Origin of the sequence: Finegoldia magna (assembly GCF_003182075.1) — a bacterium.
Classification (GTDB): domain Bacteria; phylum Bacillota; class Clostridia; order Tissierellales; family Peptoniphilaceae; genus Finegoldia; species Finegoldia magna.
The window spans coordinates 20012-46650 of sequence record NZ_QGTH01000010.1 but is presented as its reverse complement, the minus strand read 5'-3'; the positions used below and the strand labels follow the sequence as shown (position 1 = coordinate 46650).

The window sequence follows — 26639 nt, the reverse complement described above, 5'->3', positions numbered from 1 at the left end:
CTCCTAATTATTCAATTTCCAACTTTCAGATACCTTCTTGGCTTTAATCAAGTCTTTATAGAGTCCACCATATGCCATAAGAGTTTCATGGTCTCCTCGTTCGACAATATTGCCTTGATTTAAGACCAGAATTTGATCCGCATTTCTAATGGTTTTTAGTCTGTGGGCAATCATAATAACGGTCTTATCTTTTGTTAAAGACTCTATGGCTTCTTTTAACTTGTCTTCGTTTTCTGGGTCAATGTTGGCTGTAGCTTCGTCAAAGATAATAATTGGTGCATCTTTTAGCATAGCTCTGGCGATGGATATTCTTTGCTTTTCACCACCTGATAGACTTGCTCCACCTTCTCCAATCATGGTTTGATAACCTTGAGGAAGTGTCATAATGAGGTCGTGGCATTGTGCTTTTTTAGCTGCTTCAATGATTTCATCTTTCGTTGCATCTTGTTTGCCAAATTTAATATTGTTTTCGATGGTATCTTCAAAGAGATAGACATTTTGGAACACCATAGAAATATTGTTCATTAAGTTTTCAATGGTGTAGTCTTTGATATTCTTACCACCAATGCTAATTTGTCCAGAATCTACATCCCAGAAACGAGCAATGAGGTTGCAGAAGGTCGTTTTACCTGAACCAGATGGTCCAACAATAGCCGTCATTGTATTTTCTTTGATTGCACAAGACACATTTTTAAGAATCGGTCTTTGGTCATAGGAGAAAGATACGTCTTTAAATTCAATATTGTGATTTTGAATGGGTGTGCGTTCTGTTCCCTCTTTCATGTCTGGAATTTCATTGACAAAATCTACGGAATCTATAGCATTTTCTGCTGCCCTTAAAATGGCCATATTTGAACCTGCTCCAACTAAGCCTTCAAAGATGATAAAGCTGGCAATAATCATAAGGATGGTTTCTGCCAATGGCAAGTCTCCAGCTAAATTCAATTTGATAGAAAGATAAGTCATAGCAACGGTTGTAATGCCCATAACGATTCTTTGTGTAACAATATAGGGCTGAACACTTTTTTCAAGCTTCAATAAAAGAGATGAGGTGTCCTTAATCGATTTTTCAAGCTTTCTATTGTTTGTACCTGCTAAATTATAGGACTTAATCACCTGCATGCCTTGAATGGCTGCTAAAACTTGCTTTGTTAATTCTGTTTGTGTTTCGGTCATCTTCTTTGCATTTTTTGTAGACTTCTTTTCCATTAGAGAAGTTACAATGAAGAACACAATAACACCAACCACCGCCACAAGACCAATCTTTTGATTGAAAATGAAAGTACCGAGGACAAATATCAAGGTGTTGAGAATGCCACCGAGTACTAAAACCAAAAGCATAGGAATCCATTGTTCCGCCTGACTTAAGCTTGTTGTTGCGATGGTTGTTAATCTGCCAAGACTGTAGCTTGAGAAAAATCCCATCGGTACTTTTTTAATCTTTTCCCCAATTTCAATTCTCTTATGAGCAGCCATAAAATAGCCCGCATGGGTTTGATTCATTTGTGAAATCTTTTGTGTAGCAATTTTCCCAATCAGTGAAACAAGTAATATACCTAAACAAATCCAAATAGTTTGTGTACTTACCCTTTGGCTGAATATAGCAATCAGCATATAGTAAATGGCACCAAATTGAAGGGCATTAAAGATAGCATGGAAGAAGCCTGCAATAATGGATCTTCGGATATAACCTTGTTCTTCTTGGGAAAAATTCCATATCTTTTTAAATACTTTAATCATTATTCTTCCCCCTTTCGACTTGCTTCGACCATTTGTTTGTACACTTCAGATTTTTGAACCAGTTCTTCTTGGGTGCCAAAGCTGTCCAGTTTTCCGTCTTTGATGACAAAAATTCGGTCGGAATCTGTAATCGTTTTTAACCTATGAGCAATGATAAGAAGGGTTTTACCTTTAACTAGGTTTCTAATGGCCTCTTGAATAACCGCTTCATTTTCTGGGTCAATATAGGAAGTGGCTTCATCTAAGATAACGATAGGAGCATCTTTAAGCATTGCTCTTGCAATAGATATTCTTTGTCTTTCTCCACCAGATAAGTGTCCTCCACCTTCCCCAACGATGGTGTCATAACCATCAGTTAGGTTTATAATAAAGTCATGGCAACCTGATTTCTTGGCAATTTCTTCTACTTCTTTATCACTTGCATCTTTTCTACCTGTACGTATATTTTCTCTTACAGACATATCAAAGAGGAAGTTGTCTTGAGATACATAGGAAATTAATGAAGAGAGTTTTTCTAGTGACATATCTCTTGTTTCCACACCACCTATTTTTATTATCCCTTTGTCCACATTCCAGAATCCTGCAATCAGTTTTGCCAAAGTAGATTTGCCCGAACCAGACGGCCCAACGAGAGCTGAAGTGCTTCCTTCTTCAATTTTTAAAGAGATATCATCAATGACTTTCTTTTCTCCATCATAGGAGAAGTCTACATTTTTAAGTTCAATGTCATATCCCTTGATCTCTTTGCTTTGCTCCCTGTTTTCTAACTCTCTGGAGTCTAATATCTTTCCAATTTCTCCTGTTATGGTTGATATTCTAGATAAGTCATCCATATAGTTCATAATCTTTACGATGCTTGATACTGTTGCAAAAGATAAGACAATCAAGGTGATTAAACTTGGTAGAGCAATGCTTCCATGAAGATAGAAAAGAATTCCAAAGGGAATAATGGTTAGAATACCCATAGGCGATAGTAATCGACCGATGGCCACCTTAGTCATGGTTTGACCCATCCAGTCATAATAAAACTGGGCGTTGTCATAAACTGCATCGGAATATTTCTCATATGAATTATCGCCTTGGTTAAAAGTTTTAATAACTTCAATCCCATTGATATATTCCACAATTGAGTTATTCATTCTTTGTCCAATAGCTACGGATTTTCCAAACATTTCCTTGTAACTATCATTCATAACACTCATCATAATGGACATGCCAATGACAAAGGGCACGAGTGATAAGAGAGCCAACCTCCAATCTAGGATAAACATGTAGACTAAGAGTACGACAGGTCCTACTAAATTAGCTGTAAACTCTGGCACTAGGTGGGCAAGGGATGTTTCCATGCTATCTACCTGTTCCACCATAATATTTTTTAATTCTCCAGATGATCTGGACATCACATCGCCCAAGGGCATCTTAAATAACTTGTTTGAAATGTCCCTTCTGATTTCTCCAAGTGCTTGGAATGTTGCTGTATGAGATATCATCGTAGAGACACATGAAGCAATCTCTTTAATGACAAACATTAGAAGAATCATTAAACATGTATTTAGATAATATTTTGTTGTTCCATTACCACCTATTAGGCTAACTATAATTTCGGCCATGTAAATGTAGGAAAAAAGGCTAGCAACCACGCCTATGATAGCTAGTAAAATGGAAGCGAAATAACTTCCCTTTCTTTTTTTTACATATTGCTTAATTAAGCCCATTTAAATAACCTCCTCATATAAGGATTCATTAGTTAAAAAATTTAATATGGCTTTTTCGTTACCATAAGTCTTAATCTTTTTAAATGAATCTTTATTTAACATTAAAATTGTGTTGCAAGTCTTAAATATAAGCTCTAGGTCATGCGTTATTATAATAACAGGGTGATATTTAGCGTAATCTCTTATTGATGTGGATATTTCCGCCATTCGTTTATAATCAAGCCCCGATGTTGGTTCATCTAAGATTATTACTTTTCTTTCACTCAAAAAAGAAGTCGCTAACGATAACCTTTGTTTCTCGCCTCCAGATAAGTTTTGTGGATGCTCCAATCTTTTATCCCATAAATCAATTTGCTCTAAATAATTTTTAACTTGCACTAGATAATTATCATCTTGTAATCTATTTTTTGGTATTAGTTCATTCTCCACTGTATCAAAGAATATTTGATAGTCTACATCTTGCATCATGTAATAAGCATTCTTTAGTCTTTCCCTTCTATAAGCCCCAAAGCTTATAGAACCTTTCGACTTAATTAAACCAGCTAAAGTTCTTGCTAACGTTGTTTTTCCAATGCCGTTCGCACCGACAATAGCCATGATTTCATTTCTATGCAATTCAAAGGAAAGATTCTCAATCAAAGTTCTTTTTCCTATAGATATATTTAATTTGTTAATCTCTTCAGTTTTTTCTTTAAAAGAGGTTGCATTCTCACTAACAAGATTTTCGTAATTAATACTCCTTAGGTTGTTTTCCTTACAATCTACTTCAGTTAATCTGCCCTTTCCAAATTCTTTAACTACTCTTCCGTTTTTCATATAAAGTAATCTGTCATAAAGGTCTCTTAAATAAAAAAGTCTATGCTCTACAATAACAAGTGTTTTTCCCATCTTCTTAAGATCTTTTATGATTTCCACAAATTGAGCAATGCCTTGGAAGTCTAAATTCGATGAGGGTTCATCAAAGAAAATAATCTTCGTGTCGTAAATTAATGTAGAAGCTATGGCAACTTTTTGTTTCTGCCCTCCTGATAGCTCTGATAGTTTTTTGTCCAGCAAATTATCTATTTTCATTTCTCGAAAGGCTTGTTTCGTTCTCTCCTTTAAAACTTCATACTCCATGCCAAGATTTTCACCTACAAAAGCGACTTCGTCTTCTGCAACAGTGGCAAAAAACTGATCACTAGGGTTTTGAAAAACATTACCAATATGCTTTGCAATTTCACCTTTTCTATAGTCTAGAATATTCTGGCCAAGAAGCTTAACTTCACCAATTAAATTACCGCCATAATGATGAGGGACAAGACCATTTAAAACTCTGGTGAGAGTAGTTTTTCCACAACCTGACAAACCTGTTATTACAACAAGTTCTCCTTCTTCAATATTTAAATTGATCTCCTTCAATGTCTCTTTAGTATCGTTTTCGTATTTAAAACTTTTTATAGTTGCTTCTATTACTTTCATGTCAACCTCCATGCAATTAATATCCCTGTGAATATTCCTATGAAGACAAGGTCTATCAAACCAAATCTTATTGATCTATAGCTTGTTTTATCCCCTTCATACTCAATTCCTCGTGAAATAATTGAAGAAGTTAAGGTTTCACTTATATGGAGGCATTTGTAAATTAAAGGAATCAAGTATAATTCAAATGAATATACTGGTCGAAAAACATTTGCTCTAAATCCACGTACCTTCATGCCATTCTTAATTTCTTTCATTCTTAATCTCAGTTCACCTAAATATCTTAAGGCTGTCACAAGAGCAATGCTTATATTGTTAGTGACTTTTATTTTTCTTAAAGCACTCATTATTTTTAGGGGACTCGTTAAAATTAGGGCTAACCCTATATTGAATATAGGGTATAGCCTTAATCCTAATGCCAATAGAGCTATTAATGCATTTGTGGTTAGTCCTATATTGGTCATGGAAATTAATTTAACCAAGCCAATCATGACTAAATAGATAATAATCCTCTTGATAAATTCCTTAAAAGAGAAAAATAACAGTAAAGCAAAACTTGCAACTAAGATATAAAGAAACAACCTATCATTTACAAGAAAAATCAAGAATGATGTAAAAATTATTAAAACAAACAAAGTTATAGGATTTACATTATTTTCTTGGATTTTCTTAAAGCTTATCATTTCAAGATTGCCCCATCCGTTCTCTTTTCAAAGAATTTATTATTGATGTAGATTCCAAACTTACCAGCTAAAAATTCTAAAACGATATTACTAGCAACAGCTATCAAAATATTTTTAGTAGTGTAAAAATTAGCCATCCATTCTGCTTGTTCCCTACCAATTGAAGCTGCAAACTTTACAATTCCTTCAACACCTAAAATCTTGACAAATATGATTGGGTGCATAGCCACAATAAACATTCCAACTGTAAATGCTATTCCTACTTTTGTATTGGAAGAATAGTCTCCAGCTATAAGTTCAGATAAAATCGCAGAGATCAGACAAATTGGAATCATGATCCAGTAACCCATAGCAGCATACAGCAATCCGTAAACTATCCAAAAAAGAAAAGCAGCGCCTTTCTTTCGAACCCTTTTTGCCATAATTACAAAAACTGGTCCAACAACAAAGGCTGCAAATCCCGCTGAAGCATAAAGTGAGATCGTACCTAATGTTCCAGTGAACATTGAAACAACCATTCCAATAGCAAAACCTATAACAGTTAATACTGCAATTTGAACAATATCTTTTAATTTCATAACAACGCTCCTTATTTAATATTTTTGTTTTTCTTTTCTTGTTCTAATTTATTAAGTTTTGTTTATCCACTAAGATTTATTTTCACCATAATTTTCCTCCCCATTATCGTATTCCTAAATTAATTTAATATATTTGATAACGCCGTTATCGTCTGGGTAAAAAAGAGCATTTAGTAACTCTTTATTTTTTTCCAACCTTCTTCGAAGAAAATAGCAATCAGCTTTGAATTTATAATTAACTCCTCTTCACTATCAGAATGTAAAACTATTTCTATCAATGCAGAAAATCTTGCATGGTTCAATGCATGAATTCCTATGCTCGCTCTTTTTTCAACAATAACATTTTTAGATCCTGTTCTATTCTTTATTTTTTTTTGACTTTCATCTTGCATTAAGGTTAATTGCTCTATGAAGTTGCTATACTTTGTTTCACCTGAACAATTAATTAGCAGTTCTAAAATCTCTTTATTTTCAAAAAGAAAAAGGCTGACCTCTATCGTTCCCTCTATATTCACTTTTGAATTTAAGTTCTCGTGATTATCTCCTGAATTTTGAAAATTTTTCTCTTCAAATTCTTTATACTTTGTAAATACAGCTTCTACCAGCGGATCTACTAATTCTGAAAAAAGTTCCTCTTTGTCACTAAAATTTCGATAAAAAGCCCCCGTAGTAACACCAGCCATCTTTGATATCTCTCGCAGACTGGCTTGTTCGAATCCCTTTTCTAAAAACAACTCTTTCCCACATCTTAATATTCTTTCACGTGTTCCAAAATTCATCACTTGCATTCCCCCCTAAAAAGATAACGCTGTTATCATAATGTTACCACTGACTAATTCTTTTGTCAATAACCATTATCATAATAGACTTGTAGAAACTACCATGCTAGGTTTTTGATGCTCCTACTGCTATAACCTTTTAAAAGTTATTGGTTATTTATATATAAGGGGTGTGCGTTATTAATTACCACTGTGCAAGTTCATAAAATTATCCCGAAAAATCACACATTGGTTATTGAGCAATTTAAATTGCGCAAAATTGTTCTGAAATAAATTAACATTTTCAAGGGACCTTAATAGAAGCAAGCCTCCTGTAAATATTTTCTTGTTTGCACAAATAATAAATGCCACCAAATACTAGCACCAAATACTAGATGGAAGAAAATACTTAAAATTTGAGAATCCAATACTTCACGCATATGTTAAAGATAAATTTCTAAATAATCAATACTCTTCTCTAGATATTGAACAAATATTCTAACTTGAGGAACCATCAACGACTATCATTTATATGATGATTTATCCAGCTGTATATGCACAAATGTTTGATAAGCCATATATCTTAAGAAGCAATAGAGGGGCTATAGAGAAGAGCTAATAATAAAAAGTCAACTTATTTATTGAAAACTATTGCTGCTGATTAATGAAACACTAAATTCAATTTTATAATATTAATGCTCGGAATTTTAGATATTATATAAATTCAGCTATATCTCCAGCTATAGATTCCCATTCAGAATCTAACATGCTGTCATGGCAAACATTCCTATAAATTATTAATTTTCCATCATAAAGTTTCATTGTATCCAATAGTGAGTTTAATGGGATACACTTATCATTTAATGATCCTATAATCAAGACTGGTATTCCTCTAACGCAGCTTTTATTATATTTGTGACATACTGTAAGAGATTTAATCCCTGAAGGTTCTTCTTTTTTTAATAAATCTATATATTTGTTTACATCTTTCTTTGTATTTGAAAAATATAGCTCTTTATTTTTTAGGCAAAAAAATCGTTTAGCTATTCTTACGGCATTTATAAATTTTTTATTCACAGGATACGGATTTAGGATTACTAAAGAAGCTGGTTTTCTATGTCCTTTCATTAAATATTCATTGACAAATAGATTCCCAATTGAATGAGATATTATCGTAAACTCACCTTTGATTTTAGATGTTATCTCTTTAAGTTTTTCAATAGATTCTTCTACATTTTTCGCACCGTCTGAAAGAACATGAATTTTTATTTCATATCCTCTGTTCTTGAAAAATGGTACAAAGTTTTCATTCCAACACCACTCGCCGTGAAAAGCCCCGCATACAAAAATTATAGTTTTATTTTCCATTTTAATTCCTATTTTCTTATTTTCTTATTTCTCGGCAACAAATAACCTTTGGCCGAATTCTTTATATTTATGACTATCGCTCGGAAAGGATTCTATGTTGTTAAAGCCTGTTTTTTTTAGTTTCTCTATCCATAAAACTTCACTTGCAAACAAATTGTTATCATCTTCATCATTTTTCAATATAGATTCCATCATGAATACTTGTGATACAAGCATTTCAATTTGATTTCCAACAGGTTCTGTAATAAGCAACAAACCTTTGGGTTTTATCTTTTTGTATAATAGTTCCAGCGTTATGTCGACATCCTTTACATTATTTAAAACTCCAGCAGCTACGATTATGTCTGCCTGTGGTAATATCTTTAATTGCCTATAATTATTTAAGTCAATTTTTTTGTAATTAATATCACTTACTCCTGTGAATTTCTCTCTACCGATTTGCAAAAAGAAATCCGATATATCCGAATATATATATTCGCATCTTCTTTGTAAATTCATTTTTTCCAACATAGTGAAAATTGCACTTGTCGTTGCTCCAATTCCTGCACCTACTTCTAATACCGATAATCTATCTTCTTCACAATTGCCCAAGATATATTCGGCTACTTTTAACGCAAGTAGTTCGTTTAGCATCTTGTAAATTGTATTTTCCTTGTATAATGCTTCAGCATAATCTATTTTCCCTTGAGGAAACAATATCTCATTGCAATTAATTTCACCGTTAAAGAGTTTGTCCATTTCTTTAATATTTTTCTTTAAATATTTAAGAGAAAGAGGATTTCCCAATTTCCAATTCCAAAGAAAACTCAAATGATCATATATCCTATCTCGTTCGGTTTTTAAAACTACATTTGATGCCCAATAATAATTGTCATAATCAGAATTTATAAATCCTGTGTTAGATAATTGAGAAAGCCATAATTTTATAATACTTTCATTCCTTTTAGTTTTTCGTGAAGTAACTTTGTTCATAATTTCATTGCAATTATATTTCTTGTACGGTTTGTTGAAGATATTTTTAGAATTAAGAAATAGCATAATTTCCATTCCCACATAATTATTCATTGATTGAAAATAGTCATCTAGAAAATCATTTTTATAATATAAATACTTTTTATAAATGTTGGATTTAATAGTCTTAAGGTCCCTATCTATTGCACCCCCTGTATCACTCGAAGTAATTTGATTGTACAGGCTAAGGTGAACACTTGTTTTAATTTTTCCCTTTAATTGTTTTGCATTATTTTTTTTACCCCCTCCACTTAATAGCCCATCTATCTCTTTTATTTTAACAGCATCATTGAGTATTGCTTGCACATCCCTCTGTATAATTCTTTTACTTATAAAATTGTCAAGAACTTTGCTTTCGCAATCACTTATTTCATGATTTTTTAAAATTGTTTTTGATGGTTTTAGATTATTTCCATGCCAACAAATATTTTTGAATGTTAAATCTATTGTTAGGGATCCTTCGTTGGTTATTAAGGTTAATGCATTAATATGTTTTTGGTTATTGTACATGCTTCGATTGTCAATATTATAAATTTTAAACATATAATCATACGAACCTATTTCTCCTGTTATCAAATAATAATAGCTATAAACATCGTTATTCTTTACCTTTATAGTTGTATTTATTTTTAAAGAGTCACATATAATTCTTGAGATTAGAATTAAGTTTTTCTGTTCGAAAGTGGCATCTATTAAAATAATTTCCATTTTTCTTGATAAATCTTTAATTATACCAATCATTCTGTTAAAAAAAGCAGTATCAATTATGTGTCTATAAGCGTAATAAAATTCATTTTTTTGATTTGCTTTTCTTAAATTCTCTATTAATAATTCTGAATTGCATGAATTCTCATCTAGAACAGATATTTGCCTTTCTAATAAAGAGATGCTTAATCTGTTATCTTCAGAAGCTATAAATGAAGCTTTTGGAATATATGCTAAATCTATTTTCCCAAAATTCTCCAATATTTCATCTAGGCTGTTAAAGCATGAAACATTATTATTATATGCATTTTTAAGGGCTAATTCATTATACGAATCTAATATCCCTACCAAATTTATTTTATTAGATGTTTCGATTAAATTGTAAAAGTAATGATGTTCTGGTAAATACCCACAAACGATTAAGTTCTTTCTCATTGTTATTCCTCCAACGTAATTAATGCTTGGACATTACTTTTATCTCTAATTTCTTTGCCAAAATCTTGGCATTGTTTAGAGATTGTACTGAACTATAGTGGTTCCCTGGTATGTCATATCTATTTATATCTCCTATTATTATCTCAGAAAGATTGCCCATTAGTTTTTCAAAATGTTTATATATTCCAATATTATCGGATGCTATATAATAATCAATATTTCCAAAGTATGGATCAGGAACAAACTTCTGAATTTCAATAGATTTTTTGAAGATTTTATATAATTCTGAAAAAGACTTTTCCGTAATATGTTTTTCTTGTTTATCCTTAATTAATTTAAAATATTCATGAAACCTTTCGTCTTGTTCTTTATTCTGTAAGGCTTTTAAAATCCTTACATCTTGTTGATCCTTTAAATTTTTTATAACGTCCTTGACTTCTAGGTTTAAAAGATAATTTACATTTTGTTTAATTAAACCATCAATAACATTTCTATCTTTTACTTCAAAGTCACCAAGATCAATATTAAAAGCTCTTAAAAAGATAAATTCTAAAATGATTTCATCATATTTTATGTCGGGCAATATACCACCTTCTATAATAGAGAGATTCTTTATGTTAATACCTGATTCTAACAAACGTCTCGCTACTTCTATAGCCATTGTTCCGCTTGAGCTATATCCTATCAATTGAACGTCTTTATAATCTTGACGTACAATACACTCATAGTATTGACTAATGAGGCGTGAAATTAGTTTATCATTTTGTGTACTTAAATATAAATCCTTGTTTGAAACACCTAAAATTAAAACATCCCCTTTGTTTTGATTTACGAGCTGGATTCCTAATTTTTCGAGATCACTTACATTTCCAAACGCACCATTTATTAAAACTCTTAAAACCTTATCTTTAGTATTGCAATCTGATTCAATTAGCCTTTGTGATACAATTGAATAATCATTTTCATTGGTTTCTACATTTTCTAAATTATTACCTGATTTAATAATTTCTGCTACACCATCAATAGTAGGGTTTTTTATACACTCTCGTAACAAATACTCAAAAGGTAAGTCCGTTATTATATCATCCTTCAATTCTGTTACAAATTTTGCCATCATTAAAGAATCTACACCAATATCATAAAAATTTGTATTCTTTTTAATTTCTTTCACATCAAATGTATTTTTACAAATATTTTTTATTTTTAATTCGAGAGATGTCATTGGTATTTCAAAGTTGTTCTCATCTTGGATATCACTTTTTCCCGATCTTTTTTCATTATTAGAATCTCTATATGATGAGCGTATACTGTTCATATTTGATATCTTTTTTACAAATAATGTAGCACTAAGTCTTTCTCTAATTACGCTATCTTCAGGAAAAATCTTTGTCTGGTACTTCCCATCCATGCTATTTAACATTCTGACCCATTGTTCAACAGTTAGGAAAAAACAATCATTTCTATATTCATCTAGGGGTTCCTCCATTAATAAAGCTTGGGATGCCATTAACCACGGCTCATTTCTTGAAGGCTCTGAGAACAACAAATAACCATCTGGAGCTATTATTTCTGAAATATGTTCCAAAGTTTTAGGTACATCCTTAGTGTTGTCTAATACGTAAGCAGCTATGATAATATCAAAATATTTTTCATCAAATCCTTGATCAACAGGAGATAAGTCTATGTTTAATTTTTTGATTTTAATGTTTTTGTTGTTTCTATAAGTTTTTTTTGCTTCTGGAAAAAAATATTTCTGTGAATCCGTAAAAAAGTATTCATAATTTACATTTTCTAGTTTCTTTAGAATTTCTTTAGTTGTAGCCCCTGTTCCAGCTCCTATCTCTAATATTCTTATTTTATTTTGTCTTTTTTCTTTTATAATTTTTTCAACAACGCTAGAAATACAATCATTTATAACAGATGCACTATAACTATTTTCGTATAATGCTTTTGTGTAAACAGTAGACCCATTAGGGTATAATAAGCTAATTGGATCTATTTCGCCTTTTATTATTTTTTCTAAATTCTCTAAATTTGATTTTATATATTTAAGTACATTTAAATCTCCATGTGTTTCAACCCATCGAGAAAATAATCTTTCCCATGTTATAATATAAAAATGCTCATCGTGTTCTAGTTCCGCCTCATACTCTTTACTCAATGAATTTTTTTCGATAATCCCCATAACATTTAATTGATCAATCCACCTATGTATTACCCAGCTGTATTTTTGATCATCTCTTTGGTTATACTGCTCCGCTAGTTTATATTTATTCTTTTCTGTTTCCTTAAAAACTCCTAAATTTATCAGCGTTTTTAGCATTATACCAAGGCATAGTTCATCTCTCATTGTACAATTTCGAATATATGAGTAATCACTACAATGCAAAACGGTTGAATGTTCTATTTTGTCCAACAATTTAATTGGCGAATATTTATTTAAATTCTCAGCACCATATAAATAATTAATTTCTAATGGAGAAAGGTAATGCCCTGTATTTTTATTCCATTCAGAGGTTTTTTTGTGACAATTTAATTAAATTTTTTTCAAAATAATTAAACATGTCTTTTACTAACATCTCGCTTAATTTGTTTTTTCTAACATCCCAATTAATTCTAAGACCTTCTGGTGTATCAATTGTTTGACAATCTATCAGTACTTGAGGCGTTTGAGAAATTCCGTAATCATACTTTCCAATCATGTCTCTATTGTTTAATCCAATTGCGCTAGTAAATACAAAAGGTAATAAAAACTCCTTACTGCCAATACTTTTTGATAAGTCTCTTAAAACTTCAACTCCAGAATAACTACTGTGATCCAAGTTTCTAAATATTTGTTTATTAATGCTTTGTGTTGCGTCTTTAAATGGGCAGTTCGTTGAGGTTGTTGATATAATTGATGTGTTGGTAAAATCTCCTACTATGTTCCCAAACTTTTTTCTTTCTTCTAAGTTAAATGTAGTAAGAATAATGCTAAAATCTTTATTAATGCTAAATCTTTTTAAGGTTTCGTTGTAGATAGATAGTATAGCGGCTGTAGGTGTTAAACCATTTTCTCGTGAAGTTTTATTAAAAAACTCCCAATCTTCTCTCCTCAGCAACAATGAATGCCTGATAAAATCATCAGTGTATGATTTTTCCTCAAGTAAAGGCAAATGCGGAGCTGCTTTTATTTCATTTTTATGATTTTTCCAAAATTCTTTATCCTTGAAATATTTATTGCTTCTACTCTTAATCTGGATACTTTTTATATAGTCCGCATAGGTATATTTACTGTTATCCATTATTTGGATGTCTTCGCAATTAAAGTACATATCCTCAAACTCTTTTAATAAATTCCATATACTCAGCCAATCAGCTATTAAAAAATCCATTGAAAAATGCAAAACGCTGTATTTTCTTTCCTGAGATATACCTATATCAAACATCGGCCATTCACCCAGTATATAATGTTTGTTTTCTAGTTTATTTCTTAGGGTTTTTCTTTTCCCTTCCATAACTCTATACCTCGGAGTTTTTTCAATAACTTTTTGAGTGGAGTTTGGGTTTACTACAGCTCTAAGCATGGGGTTTTTATTTATTATTTTATTCCATATTTTTTCTACTCTATTAACATCCAACTTTTCATAAATAAATTCCTGGTAGATGTGACAAGATACACCTCCTAGAGAATACGAATCACTTCTTCCTAATACGTAAGCTGATTGTACTGGAGTTAGCGGAAAAGACATGTTAATATCTATTTTCCCATCACTCTCTTTTTCTTGCTCTAAATATTCTATAATTTCATTTTTATGTTCTTTTAATTCATTTAATAATTCTTTAGTTATTTTACCTTTTAATGATTTATATCTTAATTTTTTATTTACGACATACAGTTCAATACCATTTGTTCTACAATGATTTACCAGTTTTTTAGTTTTTTGCATTTTATTCTCCTTACATTATTTCTGAAAGTATCTAGTATTACTTCGCATTCTCTATATGTGTTAACTAATTCGGCATAACCAGCGAATTCGGATAAGGTTTCCCAGTTTATAGCTGCAGCTATTTCTCCATTAGCTCTTTGTTGATTTATGCAACCTTGTGCAATGTAATGATACATTTCTTCTAATTCTTTTAAGATTGCAGTAGTCCAGGTTTCCTCAAAACATTCTTCCATATTTAAATCGTTAGAATAAATTATCTGGAAAGGTAATTGATTTTCAACCTCTGAAACACTATCCCTTGATTCTATATATTTTCTGGGTCGCCACGTAACGGGACCAAATATATCCTCTAAAGATAATATTCCGTCTTCATAATAAAACCTAAAGTTATACATAATAGACATGTTCTTGTCTGAATGGTTGGGGTTTATTCTATTATTGAATTCTATTAAAATGGGTAATTCATCAAGTCTGACGCTGATTATGTCAAATGGACCTTCATTTTTTATAACTTTTTTATTCAAAGATAATTTTCCATGCATCCCTAACTTAGAAATGATATCAAAAACCGTATATGAAACTTGAGTTGAAAAAGATAAATTCACGTACTCAAGTTTTGAAAGTGATTTTAATTTTTCATTATATAATTTAAATGTTTCTATCGCTGGCAAATGATTATATAAATTAGAAGTCATATATATTACATCGTTAATTCTTGCTAGTCTGTAACTTTCTTTTAAATATATACTATGAGTCGGCTGTTCTTGAATAACATGTATCCCTTTCTGTATTAATTTGTTACATATTAGTGTCCCTTGACCTCCAGCACCTTCTGATCGAATTATTACACATGCAACATCAGTGTCTTTTGGAAGCGATTCAATATTAGAGTACAAAGGTATGTTATATTTTTCGGATAAACGATGAGATCTTGCGCTACCTTTTGCCAATAAACCTGTTAGGTTAAATTTATCTGTATTTTTTTGTATGGCTCGAACATAGTATTCGCCAAAAGTAGAACCGCATACTATGACATTTAATCTTTTCATTTATATTTCCCCACCAATTGAATTCTTGAACAAAGTATTTTCTCCATTTTCCAAAATAATATTTGCTTTTTTGTCTATATCTAAAATTAAGCTTAAAAATTTACTACTATATTCCAAGTTTGCCATTTCATATATACCTACGTCGTATGTATTTTTCAATATTTTTACTGCAACAGCAACTGAAATAATTGCCGTTAAGTTCGCAGATGATTTTTCTTCAATTAAAAATCTATGAAATACCTCATTGTTTCTTAATTGCCCTTTGGATTCAACTAACATGGCACAGTAGGAATCAAAGATCTGTACATCAAGTCTGGAAGCTATAATCAATTTGCGAATTTTTTCAGATTTGTCAAATTTACGAAAATTTGGGTTCATTAACAGCTTATATGTTTCTCCGTCAGGCATACATATATTAAACTTAGCATTTTTTATCCCTAAATTTCTACAAATAGAAATAGATCTGTTGTCCATATAAGGGATTTGTTTTAGTTTCACTGACAGGTTTTTCAAACTAATAGCTTCACCGTTATAGGAAGTCGCCTGAAGTTTCCAGTCATTTATCTCTGTCATTGGATAGATATTCGAGCTATCCAAATATTCCAAATATGACTTTGCAGACGAATAGGTGAATTTATCTATTGTAACGTAATATAAGTTCAGAGACTCTACTTCATCAAAATGCTTCGTAATTATTTTTGGAAGAGATTCAGTTAAACCAGGAGAAACTCCAACGCCATGACAAATTAATGAATTTTTAACTTTTGGCAATTCAATATTCCTATAATACGTCAGATCAACCAGCTTGGTTTTGCCAAGTTCAACTGCTTCTACTAAATTTTTAATTCCTTCTTTATTAGCTGTGGCACAATTTATAACACAATCACAGTTTTTAGCAAAAGAAATACATGATTCTTTATTTGATAAATCTATGTAATCGTAACTAAAATTAGAATTTTCTTCTAATAAATTTCTATTTCTTATGCCTGCCTTTATATTATTTATCCCGTAATCTTTTAAAAACTTAATACATAGATTTCCTATTTCTCCATTTGCACCAACAATACCAATCATATTTCACCTTCTATGATAGATAAATTATCCTTTTTGTCTTCTATTAACTTCAACATCTCTTGAAAATATGCATTGGAAAAAATATCAGTAAGCGACAATTCGCAGTGAAATTCCTTATTAATAGCCACAACTAGTTTAGTAGCTAATAAGCTATCTCCGCCAAGTTCGAAATAGTTAGACTTCCCAAAATTTTCATCGTCAATTCCTAAATTCTTTTTCCATAAATTTGTCAATTTTTGAATGTTTGCAGTCTTTGAATCTGTTCCCATGCCATACTCATGTTTTAATATATCTAAACCATCATTGAGTTTTTCTATATTTTCTTTTATTAGAGTATTTTCCTTATCATAGATAAGTTTGATATTACACTTAGATATTTCATTTTCTTTTGCAAATAAATCTATCTCGTCTTTGTAATTAAGATTATTCATAAGGCAAGCCTCAAATACGTTCCCACGTCGAATAATATACGAGTCATGTGGTTTTGTAACTAAAGAGTTGATTACTTTTTCAAGGTAATCATTCTTATAGAAGAATCCATTTTTCTTATCATCATTTATACTTGCCTTTTTATCTTCAAAAAATATAGCTACTAATCTTGACACTGGATCAACGTCTACAAAATCTGTTAAATATAGCATCCCGCTTTTCTTTAAAGTCATACTCAAAAGCTCTAACTCTTTTTGAATGTTTTTAAAATGATGGACAACATTTGGCATAAATAAGTAGTTGAATTTCCCCACATGCTCTCCTAGTATATAATTTTCATCCATCTTCCATTTTGTAAACTTTATATTGTTATATTCTTTTCTTAAATCTTTAATAGATAGAGTTGTTTGTCCTATTAAGTCTACCTCCTTTATGTTTTGTATGTTTTTTAATAGGTGATTCAAAAATAAGCCTTGTCCTGGATTTACTATACCAACGCTTATAAAATCACCACTTGTATAATTTTTGATATTAAGTATTATATTCCTATAAGACTTGCAAACATCTTCATCCCTAAAGCTTAATATTTCAGGGGAGATTTTTTTATCCATTAATAAATAATTCTTATTTTCCCTTTTTTCTAATGCATAAATAAATAACTCTTTTTTGTCGTTTAATAAGTTGAATAAATCATCATCTGTTTGTTTGTTCAGCATCGCATCTTCGCTAAAATTTTTTGTGTAGTTTCTCCAGTATGTGATTATATGCATATTTTCTCTATCGACGCTTATATTTCCATTATCTATTTCTGCTAAAATCTTTTTTATAATTTTTTTTACTGTATATGTTCTTTTTTTTATTTCTTTTTCATTAACTTTATTGACAACTTTTGTTTTTAAAAAATGTTTTCTATCATTTTCGATATTCGTTGCGATGAGAACTTTTTCCCTAAACTTTTTGATATCCAGTTTATTATTTTCGACTAATTCACTCATTATCTTTGCTACCTCCCATATTTCCTTTGCATATAGAATCAATCTTTTCTTTGTATGCATATATCAATTCTTGTATTTGATTCTTGTTAAACAACTCCTCGATATAATCAAACGTTATTTTCATGGTTCCATCAATTATTCTTACGTGATGATCTAACGCAACTTGTGGTGTTTGACTTAAGGAATATTCTTCCTTAAATCCATTTATTACAGAATTATAATTTTCACCAATCATACAAGTCATAACGATAGGAAAATATCTTTGTTTTCCTAAACTTGATATTTTCGCTTTGTTCAATATATTTACACCATCATAAGCTCTAAATTCTAACAATTTAAATATTTGTTTCTGAGTACTTTTTACAGCTTCTACAAAATCATCATTCTCATCTTTATATTCTATTAATCCATTATTTGTAAATTCCCCGAGAATTTCATCAACATTTTTGTTTAAAGGCAGTTTCCCAAAAACCGTAATATTTATGGATATGTTTTTTCTTGAGCTAATATTCGATAGTGTAATCATATATATGGTCATTACAATAGATGTTAAAGTAACTTTATGTAATTTTGAATATTTTTCTAATGCTTTTACAACGCCTTTTTCAAAAGAAAATTCTTGTCTACTAAAGGTGGTCGTCTGCAATTCATTAAAACTTTTATTGTATTTTAATTCGGGACTGTCGCTGATAGCTAAAATTCGATTTTCCCAATACTGTTCAGCTTTTTGAATTATTTTTTTATTCTTTTCTTTGTAGCCCTTAAGATCATAGGTATAATCTTTGTAAGTATATTCTGTTTGTTTTGGTTTTTGCCCTGAATAAATTTTAAAAAGATTATTCACCATTTTGCCTGCACACCAAGCATCCAATATAGAGCAATCAAAGCTAAAATGAAAAACATCTTCAAACTTATCGCTTTTGCCAACTACAATAGTAAACATTGGCCAAGAATCATAAAAATAACGTTTGTGGGATAAATTTTCTCTAGTAGATAATCTATCAGTCCCATTAACTAAATTATATGTTTGAATTCTATATCTAGGCATCTCATCTATTATTAATCCATGCCCAGATGATAAAATTATCATTCTCAATGCATCATTTTCCCTTATTAAAATATTTAGCGCATTCTCTAATTTTGATACATCTATATTCTCTTTTGAGTATTCTATATAGTAGTGTGCGTTCACTTTATTTAACACTTGAGTTTTTGACTGCCCTGCCATATATGCCAATTGAAGCGAACTTAAGTCTACATAGTTGTCTTTTGCAAGCATAAGGAATTTTGTAATATCTTCCTTGTTGCTTTTTATATCATTTAAGATTTCTTTTAACAGTACATTGTTTTTCGCCTTATATTTAAGAATTCCTTCTTCCACATACAGATAAATACCTTTTGATTTTAAACTTTTTAGATATTCAAATACTTTTAAGCTATTAAAGTTTTTAACATTTTTCATTTGTATTCCTCAAAGCTTTCAAACCTCTAGTATAATCATTATAATTTTCATGAAATTTAGTCAATCTAGGAAAGCTTATTTCATGAGTTATATCGCTCCATTTTTTTGAAATTAATAGTTCTCTTTGCAATTCTATTCCATTCATGTTTTTATTTCTTATTTCTTCAATAAAATTATCTATTTGCATTTTTATTGAAGAAGGAAATTTTTTTTCTAGTAACCCCGAGTACGTTTCTTCATTTTCATCAGCTAGAATACATTCCATCAAACTCGATGTGTCACTTCGATTATTTTCGTTTCTATATGCAGAAGCATCTGAAACATTCATCCTGCTTCTCCAAATAACCGAACCAAAGGTATCATTAAGTTCTAATCTTCCAGAATTAAAGAAATATATGATCCTGTGTAGTAAATGCATGTGATTGTTGCCATCCTTGTCTGAGATTTCATTGTGAATTTGTAAAAAAACGTCTGATTGTCCATTAGAAATTCTTATATTGCTAAAGGGATATCTCTGAACTGTTTCGCTCTTATTTATCATATAACTACGGGGGTTGTTAAGTGATTTGATTAGTATAGACGAAAGCCCATATAATCCTTGTGAAGATGACATAACACTTCCATATTGAAATGCATCGTGAGAACTCAGATATCGACTTGCATTGCAAAAAATTTGAACATTTTCTAAATAAGGATATAAGTTTCCAACTTTGTAAAAAACATTATTTTCTCTAGCTATTTTAAAACATTCGGAAATTTCACTATGGTTGATAGGATGTTCCTGCATTACATTTATTCCTTTTTTTAAAAGGTGCTTAGATATCTCCGTGCCTTCTCCCCCAAGAACTCCAGATTTAATTATCACAAACGCAATATCAACACTATCAGGAATAGTATCCAAATCGGAAAATAAAGGCACATTATAAATTTTTGAACAATCCATAGAGCGTTTGCTTCCTTTTGCATATATACCAACCAGTTCAAGGCTATCACTCATACTTATTGCTCTCATATAAGATTGTCCAAATGTAGTTCCACACACTATTACTTTTAGTCTCATGCCTTCTCCTTCTTTATATTTTCCTTAAATATTCATCAACTTTTAATAAAGTATAGTATACCGTTGAATTTTCTAAGAATTCACTAAAGTCAAGCTGATAATTATATTTCTCTAACATTTTGTTTGATAGCTGAATCATATTTAGAGAGTTTCCACCTAAAGAGAAAAAGTTATCTTCTATCCCTATCTCTTCTAATTCTAAAACCTCTCTCCATAAATCTTTTATTTCTTCCTCCAGTTCGGCGCTATAAGAATGTTTATCGTTTGTTTTATCTGTATCTATCTTCTCATTAGAGTTTTCTTCTATGTGTCCGAATTCAGTCCTTTTCTCATTCTTGTCATTTTTACGCTCGTTGTTTAATTGTAGGTTTCCATTCAATTTAGTAAAATCTTTAATTTGCTTTTCTTTATTAATAGAAAACTCTTTAACCATATTTACATAATCCACAAAACAATTGTTCAATTGTGCGCTATCAAAAAGTTCCTTTACATAATCCCAAACTAATAATAGCTTTCCATCAATTTCTAAAACCTGATGATCTAGCCATATTTGTGGAGTCTGGCTTATTCCGTAATTGTAAGTGGCTAAAAATTCTTTGCTTTCATTTTCCATTATTCCTAATCCGCTTGTAAATACTATTGGAGCAACAATGTCTAGTTGTTTATCATTTCGTAACTCTCTTAAAAATTCTAAAGAGCTATATGAAGAATGTTCCCTATCAGAAATGAGTTGATTTTGTAATTTCTTTGCATTCTCGATAATAGTATTCTTTTTATCCAGCTGCACCTCAAGTAAATTTAATTCTGTAAAATCACCCATTATCTTATGAATTTGTGGATGAATCTCCTCCTTCATGAATTGAGTCACATTAATTGCAAATTTTTCATCATCACTATACTTATTTAAGATAAGTGAGAATAAAGTAAGAAGTAATGAGGTTGGTGTTAAATCATTCTTTATTGCAATACTTTTAACATCTGACCAAACTTCTTCTTCAATTACCGCTTCTTTTCTATTGAACTTTTGAACAATATTACTATTTTCTTTGTTCATAAAAGAAAGGTTTGGAACATGAGGAAATGAGTCTAGTCTATTTAACCAGTACGCTTTGTCTTCTTCATAATTCCTTTTGTTTTCTTGCTTTTTATTTAAGACATAATCTCTGAAAGTAATCTCTATCTTCTCTTCGATAAATCTTCCTTCATATCTAAGCTTAATTTCTCTTAAGAATTCAAACATGCTCCATCCATCAAGTATTGTATTGTCAATGCCTATAAATACTCTAAATTCATTCTCCGTCAGCTTGGCCACTTTGAAGTCAATCGTTGGAAACACGCTCAAGTCTATAACTCTATGTGACAAATTTTCTCTTATTTTAAGCAGAGCATCTTCTCGATCCTTATTTCTTAACTCACTTACATCATTTACGTCTACTAAAACATATGGTGTTTCCTTTAAAATTTGCTGTTCCCCACTCTTTAATATTATTGTTCTTAAAGCAGGATTATATACAATGGATTCATTTAATGACTTTTGGAGTTTTTTGATATTTAAATCAAGACAATTGAACTCGAAATAACAATGAGTCGATACATTGCCTAAATCAAATACACCTTGCCTTCCAATCCAATAAGCCATTTGTACATCCGTTAACGGAAATGGTTTATATAAATTTTCTTTGTCTGGAACTATACTTTGAAAATTGTTACCGTTTCCATCTGTTTTATTTTCATCAATATATTTTGATAGAGAAACTACAGATGAGTTTTCAAAAATATCTTTAATGGAGATTACTATTCCAAGTTTATTTCTAACTTTTCCAACGATAGTTGTTGCTACTAAGGAATCTCCTCCTAAAGAGAAATAATTATCATTTATGCCTATGTCTTCTTTGTTTAAAGATTCTTTCCATATATTTAAAAGCAATTCCTCTCTATCGCTTCTGGCTTGTGTTTTTGCTTCTGTGCTTGTCTTCAAGCTTTCTTGATCTTTATATAAATTCTTTTTCAATCTTTTTCTATCTGCTTTACCGTTTTTATTTAATGGAATTTCATCTACATGGTAAAAATGAGTTGGGACCATATAGCTTGGAACTTCTTTAAGCAAATAATCTCTAAGATTATCAAAAGAAACAACACTGCTTTGCAATTTTCTAATGAAAAATGTGTTAAAATTTGTTTCAGCTAAGTCTTTTGTAGCACTTTGATATAAAACTTCGCTATTATTAACCTTTATATTAACTTCTTTGTCAGTTTCAAAGTTTTTTTCTAAGATATTCGCTGTAATTAAAGGCAGTAGATTCAATTGATTAATTTCATTGCCAAATAGTAATCCATTGGGCTTTAATAAACCAACTAAAGCTTTTAATTTTTTCTGAGGATTATCACTTCTGTGGATTGAGTTTAATGCTATTACAATATCAAAATAGTCATTTTCTAAAGCTTCTTTTAGATCACCTTTAAAGGTTACGTGCTTGAATTTACTATTTTCTTTAAGACTCAAGAGCTCTTTTTCAAAATAGATGGAATTATCAACATAAACATATTCATCAATAAAATCTTTGCACTCATTAAACAATTCCTCTGTTATTTCCTCGTTCCTTGTGGAATATTCTAAAACTCTTAATTTCTTATTCGAATTCTTCTCTATATAATTTTTTAAAGTTTTTATTATGCTTTTTATGGACTCCTCGTAACCTGTAAGGTTTCTAACTAGTTTTGATAAAGAAAACTTATCATCTTCTCTATAGAAAACCTCTATAGGGTCTTTTTTGCCTTTTAAAATATCCAAAAGCTCAGGTTCTAACTCCTTTGCAAATCGTTCAATTGCTCGTGCATACTCTGAGTTTACAGTCAATTCCGAAACAGATTCGTTCTTTTTGTATCTTCCATTGCTGCTTATTAAATAATTGAGTTTTTCAAGTTCTCTAATCCATTTTTCGATTACAACCTTGTTTGAGTCTGAGCAATCTATTATTCGACATATTTCCTCAATGGAATAACTTCCCTTTGAGAAATCAACATCATATTCTCTGAAAATGTCTATAACAGCCTTAACGACAATTTTGTCTATTTCCTTGTTTTGTAGTTCTGTCTTATTTATTAAAGATGTTTCCGGCTTTACTATGAAAGAGAAATCATTGTTTATAAGATTTGAATAACCAACTGCCTCATATGCACTTAAATCACTTTTTACAAAAGCGACTAGATGCTTACTCCAGCCTCTTTCAACAAAATCAACAATTACCTTGTCGACCCCATCATATTTTCTAATAGCATCCTCAATTTCTCCTAATTCTATACGATGCCCTTTAATCTTGACTTGAGTGTCTTTTCTGCCTAAAAATTCAATTGTACCATCGTTCCAAGTTCTTCCATTATCTCCAGTTCTATACCATCTAATCCCGTCTTCTTCAAAATATTTTTTCTTAGTTAGCTCTTCATCGCCATGGTAGCATTTAGCTACTCCAACTCCGCCAATTAAGAGTTCACCTTTCACATAGTTGGGGCAAATTCTGCCTATCTCATCTACTACTCGATAAACTTGATTTTTAAGTGACTTCCCGTATGGTATGGAAATCCATTCTTTAGGAATTATTCTTGGAACATCTAGGTGATTTGACCAAATAGAGGCTTCTGTTGCACCACCCATGGCCACAACAAAAGAATTTTTATACTCACTTATTTTGTAAAATCTTTCAGGTAGATTTATGGTAATCCAATCGCCTGAAAGCATAACAACTCTAAATGGCAAGTTCATATTTTTGCCTTCTGCCATAGTTACGAGCATGTCAAATAGTATAGGAACAGAATCCCATATTGTCACCTTGTATGCATCAATCAATTTTATCCATTCATCTGGATTTCTATAATTATCTTCACTTGTTGTTACTATAGTGCCACCTGCATGGAGTATGCCGAAAATGTCATAAACTGAAAGATCGAAATCAATGGCTGATACCATAAGCACTGTATCTTTGTCATTTATTTTATATTTTTCATTCAAATCTACACATGTATTTATGGCACTGGTGTGCATTATCTCAACACCTTTAGGGACTCCTGTCGTTCCTGATGTCATGATAATATAAGCACTATCATAAGGACTTATAGTTACTATCTTTTCTAACATTCCTTCATTAGATATTCCTTGGTCAAAATCTAAAACTATTACGTCTTCTTCTTTTAAGGAGCATTCTTCGCTAGTTCTTAAATCACTAATAATATGTTTAATTCCAATTTGAGAGTAGATTTTACTTCTTCTTTCGTTTGGCTGTGTAATTCCAATAGGGACATAAGCCGCCCCAGCAAAAAGAATCCCAAATATAGCTACAATTTGTCTGCTTCCCCTTGTAAGTGTTATTCCTATATAGTCCCCTTTTTTTACTCCATTTTTAATCAAATAATGCGCTATTTTTAAAGACATCTCGTAAAGATGTTTGTATGTTAGCTCCTCTCCGGTTTCAGAATCTATAACAGCGACTTTACCAGGATTTCTATTTACATTTTTTACAAAACCGTCATATAGAGTTTCATCAGGAAACTTTAGAGGTAAAATGCCTTCTACATCCTGCTTTCTTATTTTTTTCTGATTATCAGGAAGTACATCTACCTTATTGCTCCAACTTGATTCATCTGTTAAAGATTTCAGAAGAGCATTCAATGACTCAAACATATCATCAAGTACTCCTTCTGGGAAAAGCTCATCTACTGAATCCCAACAAAGAATCAAATTACCATCATTTATGTAGCTTTGAAAATCCAGCCATACTCCTGGCGTTTGAGAAATCATGTACTCTATCCTGCCTAAATTGTTTCTCAATATTTCTGTTTCAAGGGGATAGTCAATATTGCACGCAAAAACAACAGGTGCCACATTGGCACTTGATCCTTGGATTTTTGATATATCTCTTTGAACCTGAACGCCATTATATAAACTATGGGAAGCATTTTCTAAAAATGTTTTGTTAGTTCTTTTTAATGTTTCTATGAAAGAATCATCCTTTAATGTTTCATGCTCAACCAATAATAATGTTGTGAAATCCGCAACCATGTTTTTAAGGTTTTCATTTTCAAGATCTCTATTGAATAGAGGAATGTTTATAAAAAATTTATCTTGATTACACCATCTTTCTAAGACTAATGTATAACAGGTTAAAAGTACCATTGATGGAGTGGTTTTATATGTGGCTGCTATTTCTTTAATTTTCTTCCAATCTTCTCTATCAATAATTCTTTTTCTTCTTGTAAATCTTGTTTCTTTAATTTGTTCAGGTTGTGTTTTGATAGGAAGATTTGGTCTCTCTATTTCAAAGGAATTAATTTTAGCTTCCCAAAACTCTTTATCCTTAGTGTCATCTTCAGCTGTACTTTCTAAACTATAAATATAATCAGCGAAAGTGTATTTGCTTGCCTTTTCTTCTTCAAATCCAGCATAAATCTCAGATAATTCTCTAAGCAAAATACTCATACTCATTACATCAGCAACAAGTAAATCTATATCAAAGAATATCCTATGTTTACCACTAGGGAGTAAAGCCAGTTTGATATCAGCAACCTGCCCTTCTTTGACTTTTAGTTTTCTGTGAGATATATTATTTCTTATGTTTTTGAGTTGAACTTCTACTTCTTTTTTATCTTTTTCTGACAAGTTAAAAATTTCTATGCTGTCACTATATGGTTCTTCTAAAATTTCTTGATTTCCATCGTCTATAAATCTAGCTCTAAGCATTGGGTGCCTGTATTGCAAAATGTTCCAAGCTTTATTTAACCTATCGGGATTTATACCTTCCCCATCTATCTCTAAATAGGCGTGGCAACCTATACCCCCTAGGGTTTGATCGTCTTCTCTTCCTATAAAGTAAGAATACTGAACATCAGTAAGAGGAAATGCTTCACTAATCTTCTTGCTATCTTTTTTAACCTGATTAACTTCTTTGATTTTTGCAGTATCTACCAGTGAAAACCATTTTTCCTTAGATGGGTTCTCAATCAATTTAGCAAAGGGTACAATGATTCCATTTTTCTTTAACTTTCCCGAAAGTTGCATTATTTGAATAGAGCTTAGTCCTTTTTCGATTAAATTATCAGAAGCGTCAATTTTAGAGCCATCAATAATATCACTTAACCATCTCTCTATTATTATTTTTGCTTTTCCTTTTATTGTATTAGACTCCACTTCAAACTC

The 26639-nt window shown here is 30.9% G+C and carries 16 protein-coding genes; all 16 read right to left on the bottom strand.

The features are described from left to right. Positions 1-3 precede the first annotated feature (3 nt). The 16 genes from DES33_RS05410 to DES33_RS05335 all read right to left on the bottom strand — a co-directional run bounded on the left by DES33_RS05410 (position 4) and on the right by DES33_RS05335 (position 26630). Entirely contained in the window at positions 4-1740 is a 1737-nt protein-coding gene (locus DES33_RS05410; RefSeq protein ID WP_110058322.1) for an ABC transporter ATP-binding protein, read from the bottom strand. Beyond that, positions 1740-3455 (bottom strand): ABC transporter ATP-binding protein, encoded by a 1716-nt coding sequence (locus tag DES33_RS05405; protein WP_110058321.1) that lies wholly within the window; start codon positions 3453-3455, stop codon positions 1740-1742. Before DES33_RS05405 ends, DES33_RS05410 begins: the two co-directional genes overlap by 1 nt. Continuing rightward, positions 3456-4916, bottom strand: coding sequence for an ABC transporter ATP-binding protein (locus tag DES33_RS05400; protein WP_101540582.1), 1461 nt, complete (start codon positions 4914-4916; stop codon positions 3456-3458). It lies immediately after the preceding gene. Continuing rightward, positions 4913-5599 carry an energy-coupling factor transporter transmembrane component T family protein gene (locus DES33_RS05395; protein ID WP_110058320.1) on the bottom strand — a complete coding sequence of 229 codons (687 nt, stop codon included), beginning with the start codon at positions 5597-5599 and terminating at the stop codon, positions 4913-4915. Before DES33_RS05395 ends, DES33_RS05400 begins: the two co-directional genes overlap by 4 nt. Continuing rightward, a complete protein-coding gene (locus DES33_RS05390; RefSeq protein ID WP_101540580.1) occupies positions 5596-6177 on the bottom strand; it encodes an MptD family putative ECF transporter S component in 582 nt (193 codons plus the stop codon). The genes DES33_RS05395 and DES33_RS05390 overlap by 4 nt, the downstream gene beginning before the upstream one ends. Before the next feature lie 170 nt (positions 6178-6347). Continuing rightward, on the bottom strand, positions 6348-6956 hold the full coding sequence (locus tag DES33_RS05385; protein WP_227930678.1) for a TetR/AcrR family transcriptional regulator: 609 nt from the start codon (positions 6954-6956) through the stop codon (positions 6348-6350). A 693-nt stretch (positions 6957-7649) separates the two neighbouring features. Further along, positions 7650-8303, bottom strand: a complete 654-nt coding sequence (locus tag DES33_RS05380) for an alpha/beta fold hydrolase (protein ID WP_101540578.1) — start codon at positions 8301-8303, stop codon at positions 7650-7652. Between the two features lie 24 nt (positions 8304-8327). Continuing rightward, positions 8328-10454, bottom strand: a complete 2127-nt coding sequence (locus DES33_RS05375) for a methyltransferase (protein WP_110058318.1) — start codon at positions 10452-10454, stop codon at positions 8328-8330. Between the two features lie 19 nt (positions 10455-10473). Further along, positions 10474-12804 (bottom strand): methyltransferase domain-containing protein, encoded by a 2331-nt coding sequence (locus tag DES33_RS05370; RefSeq protein ID WP_110058317.1) that lies wholly within the window; start codon positions 12802-12804, stop codon positions 10474-10476. Positions 12805-12964: 160 nt separating this feature from the next. Then, complete coding sequence (locus DES33_RS05365; protein WP_110058316.1) at positions 12965-14383, bottom strand: condensation domain-containing protein; 1419 nt, start codon at positions 14381-14383, stop codon at positions 12965-12967. Next, complete coding sequence (locus tag DES33_RS05360) at positions 14359-15432, bottom strand: Gfo/Idh/MocA family oxidoreductase (protein WP_110058315.1); 1074 nt, start codon at positions 15430-15432, stop codon at positions 14359-14361. Before DES33_RS05360 ends, DES33_RS05365 begins: the two co-directional genes overlap by 25 nt. Then, positions 15433-16506 (bottom strand): saccharopine dehydrogenase family protein, encoded by a 1074-nt coding sequence (locus DES33_RS05355; RefSeq protein ID WP_110058314.1) that lies wholly within the window; start codon positions 16504-16506, stop codon positions 15433-15435. Then, entirely contained in the window at positions 16503-17930 is a 1428-nt protein-coding gene (locus tag DES33_RS05350; RefSeq protein ID WP_170111621.1) for an acyl carrier protein, read from the bottom strand. Before DES33_RS05350 ends, DES33_RS05355 begins: the two co-directional genes overlap by 4 nt. Continuing rightward, positions 17923-19392, bottom strand: coding sequence for a condensation domain-containing protein (locus DES33_RS05345; RefSeq protein WP_110058312.1), 1470 nt, complete (start codon positions 19390-19392; stop codon positions 17923-17925). Before DES33_RS05345 ends, DES33_RS05350 begins: the two co-directional genes overlap by 8 nt. Then, positions 19379-20452 (bottom strand): Gfo/Idh/MocA family oxidoreductase, encoded by a 1074-nt coding sequence (locus DES33_RS05340; protein ID WP_101540571.1) that lies wholly within the window; start codon positions 20450-20452, stop codon positions 19379-19381. The genes DES33_RS05345 and DES33_RS05340 overlap by 14 nt, the downstream gene beginning before the upstream one ends. 13 nt (positions 20453-20465) lie before the next feature. Beyond that, the gene (locus DES33_RS05335; protein WP_110058311.1) at positions 20466-26630 is read right to left on the bottom strand and encodes a non-ribosomal peptide synthetase; all 6165 of its coding nucleotides are present in this window, start codon (positions 26628-26630) and stop codon (positions 20466-20468) included. Between the last annotated feature and the right edge of the window lie 9 nt (positions 26631-26639).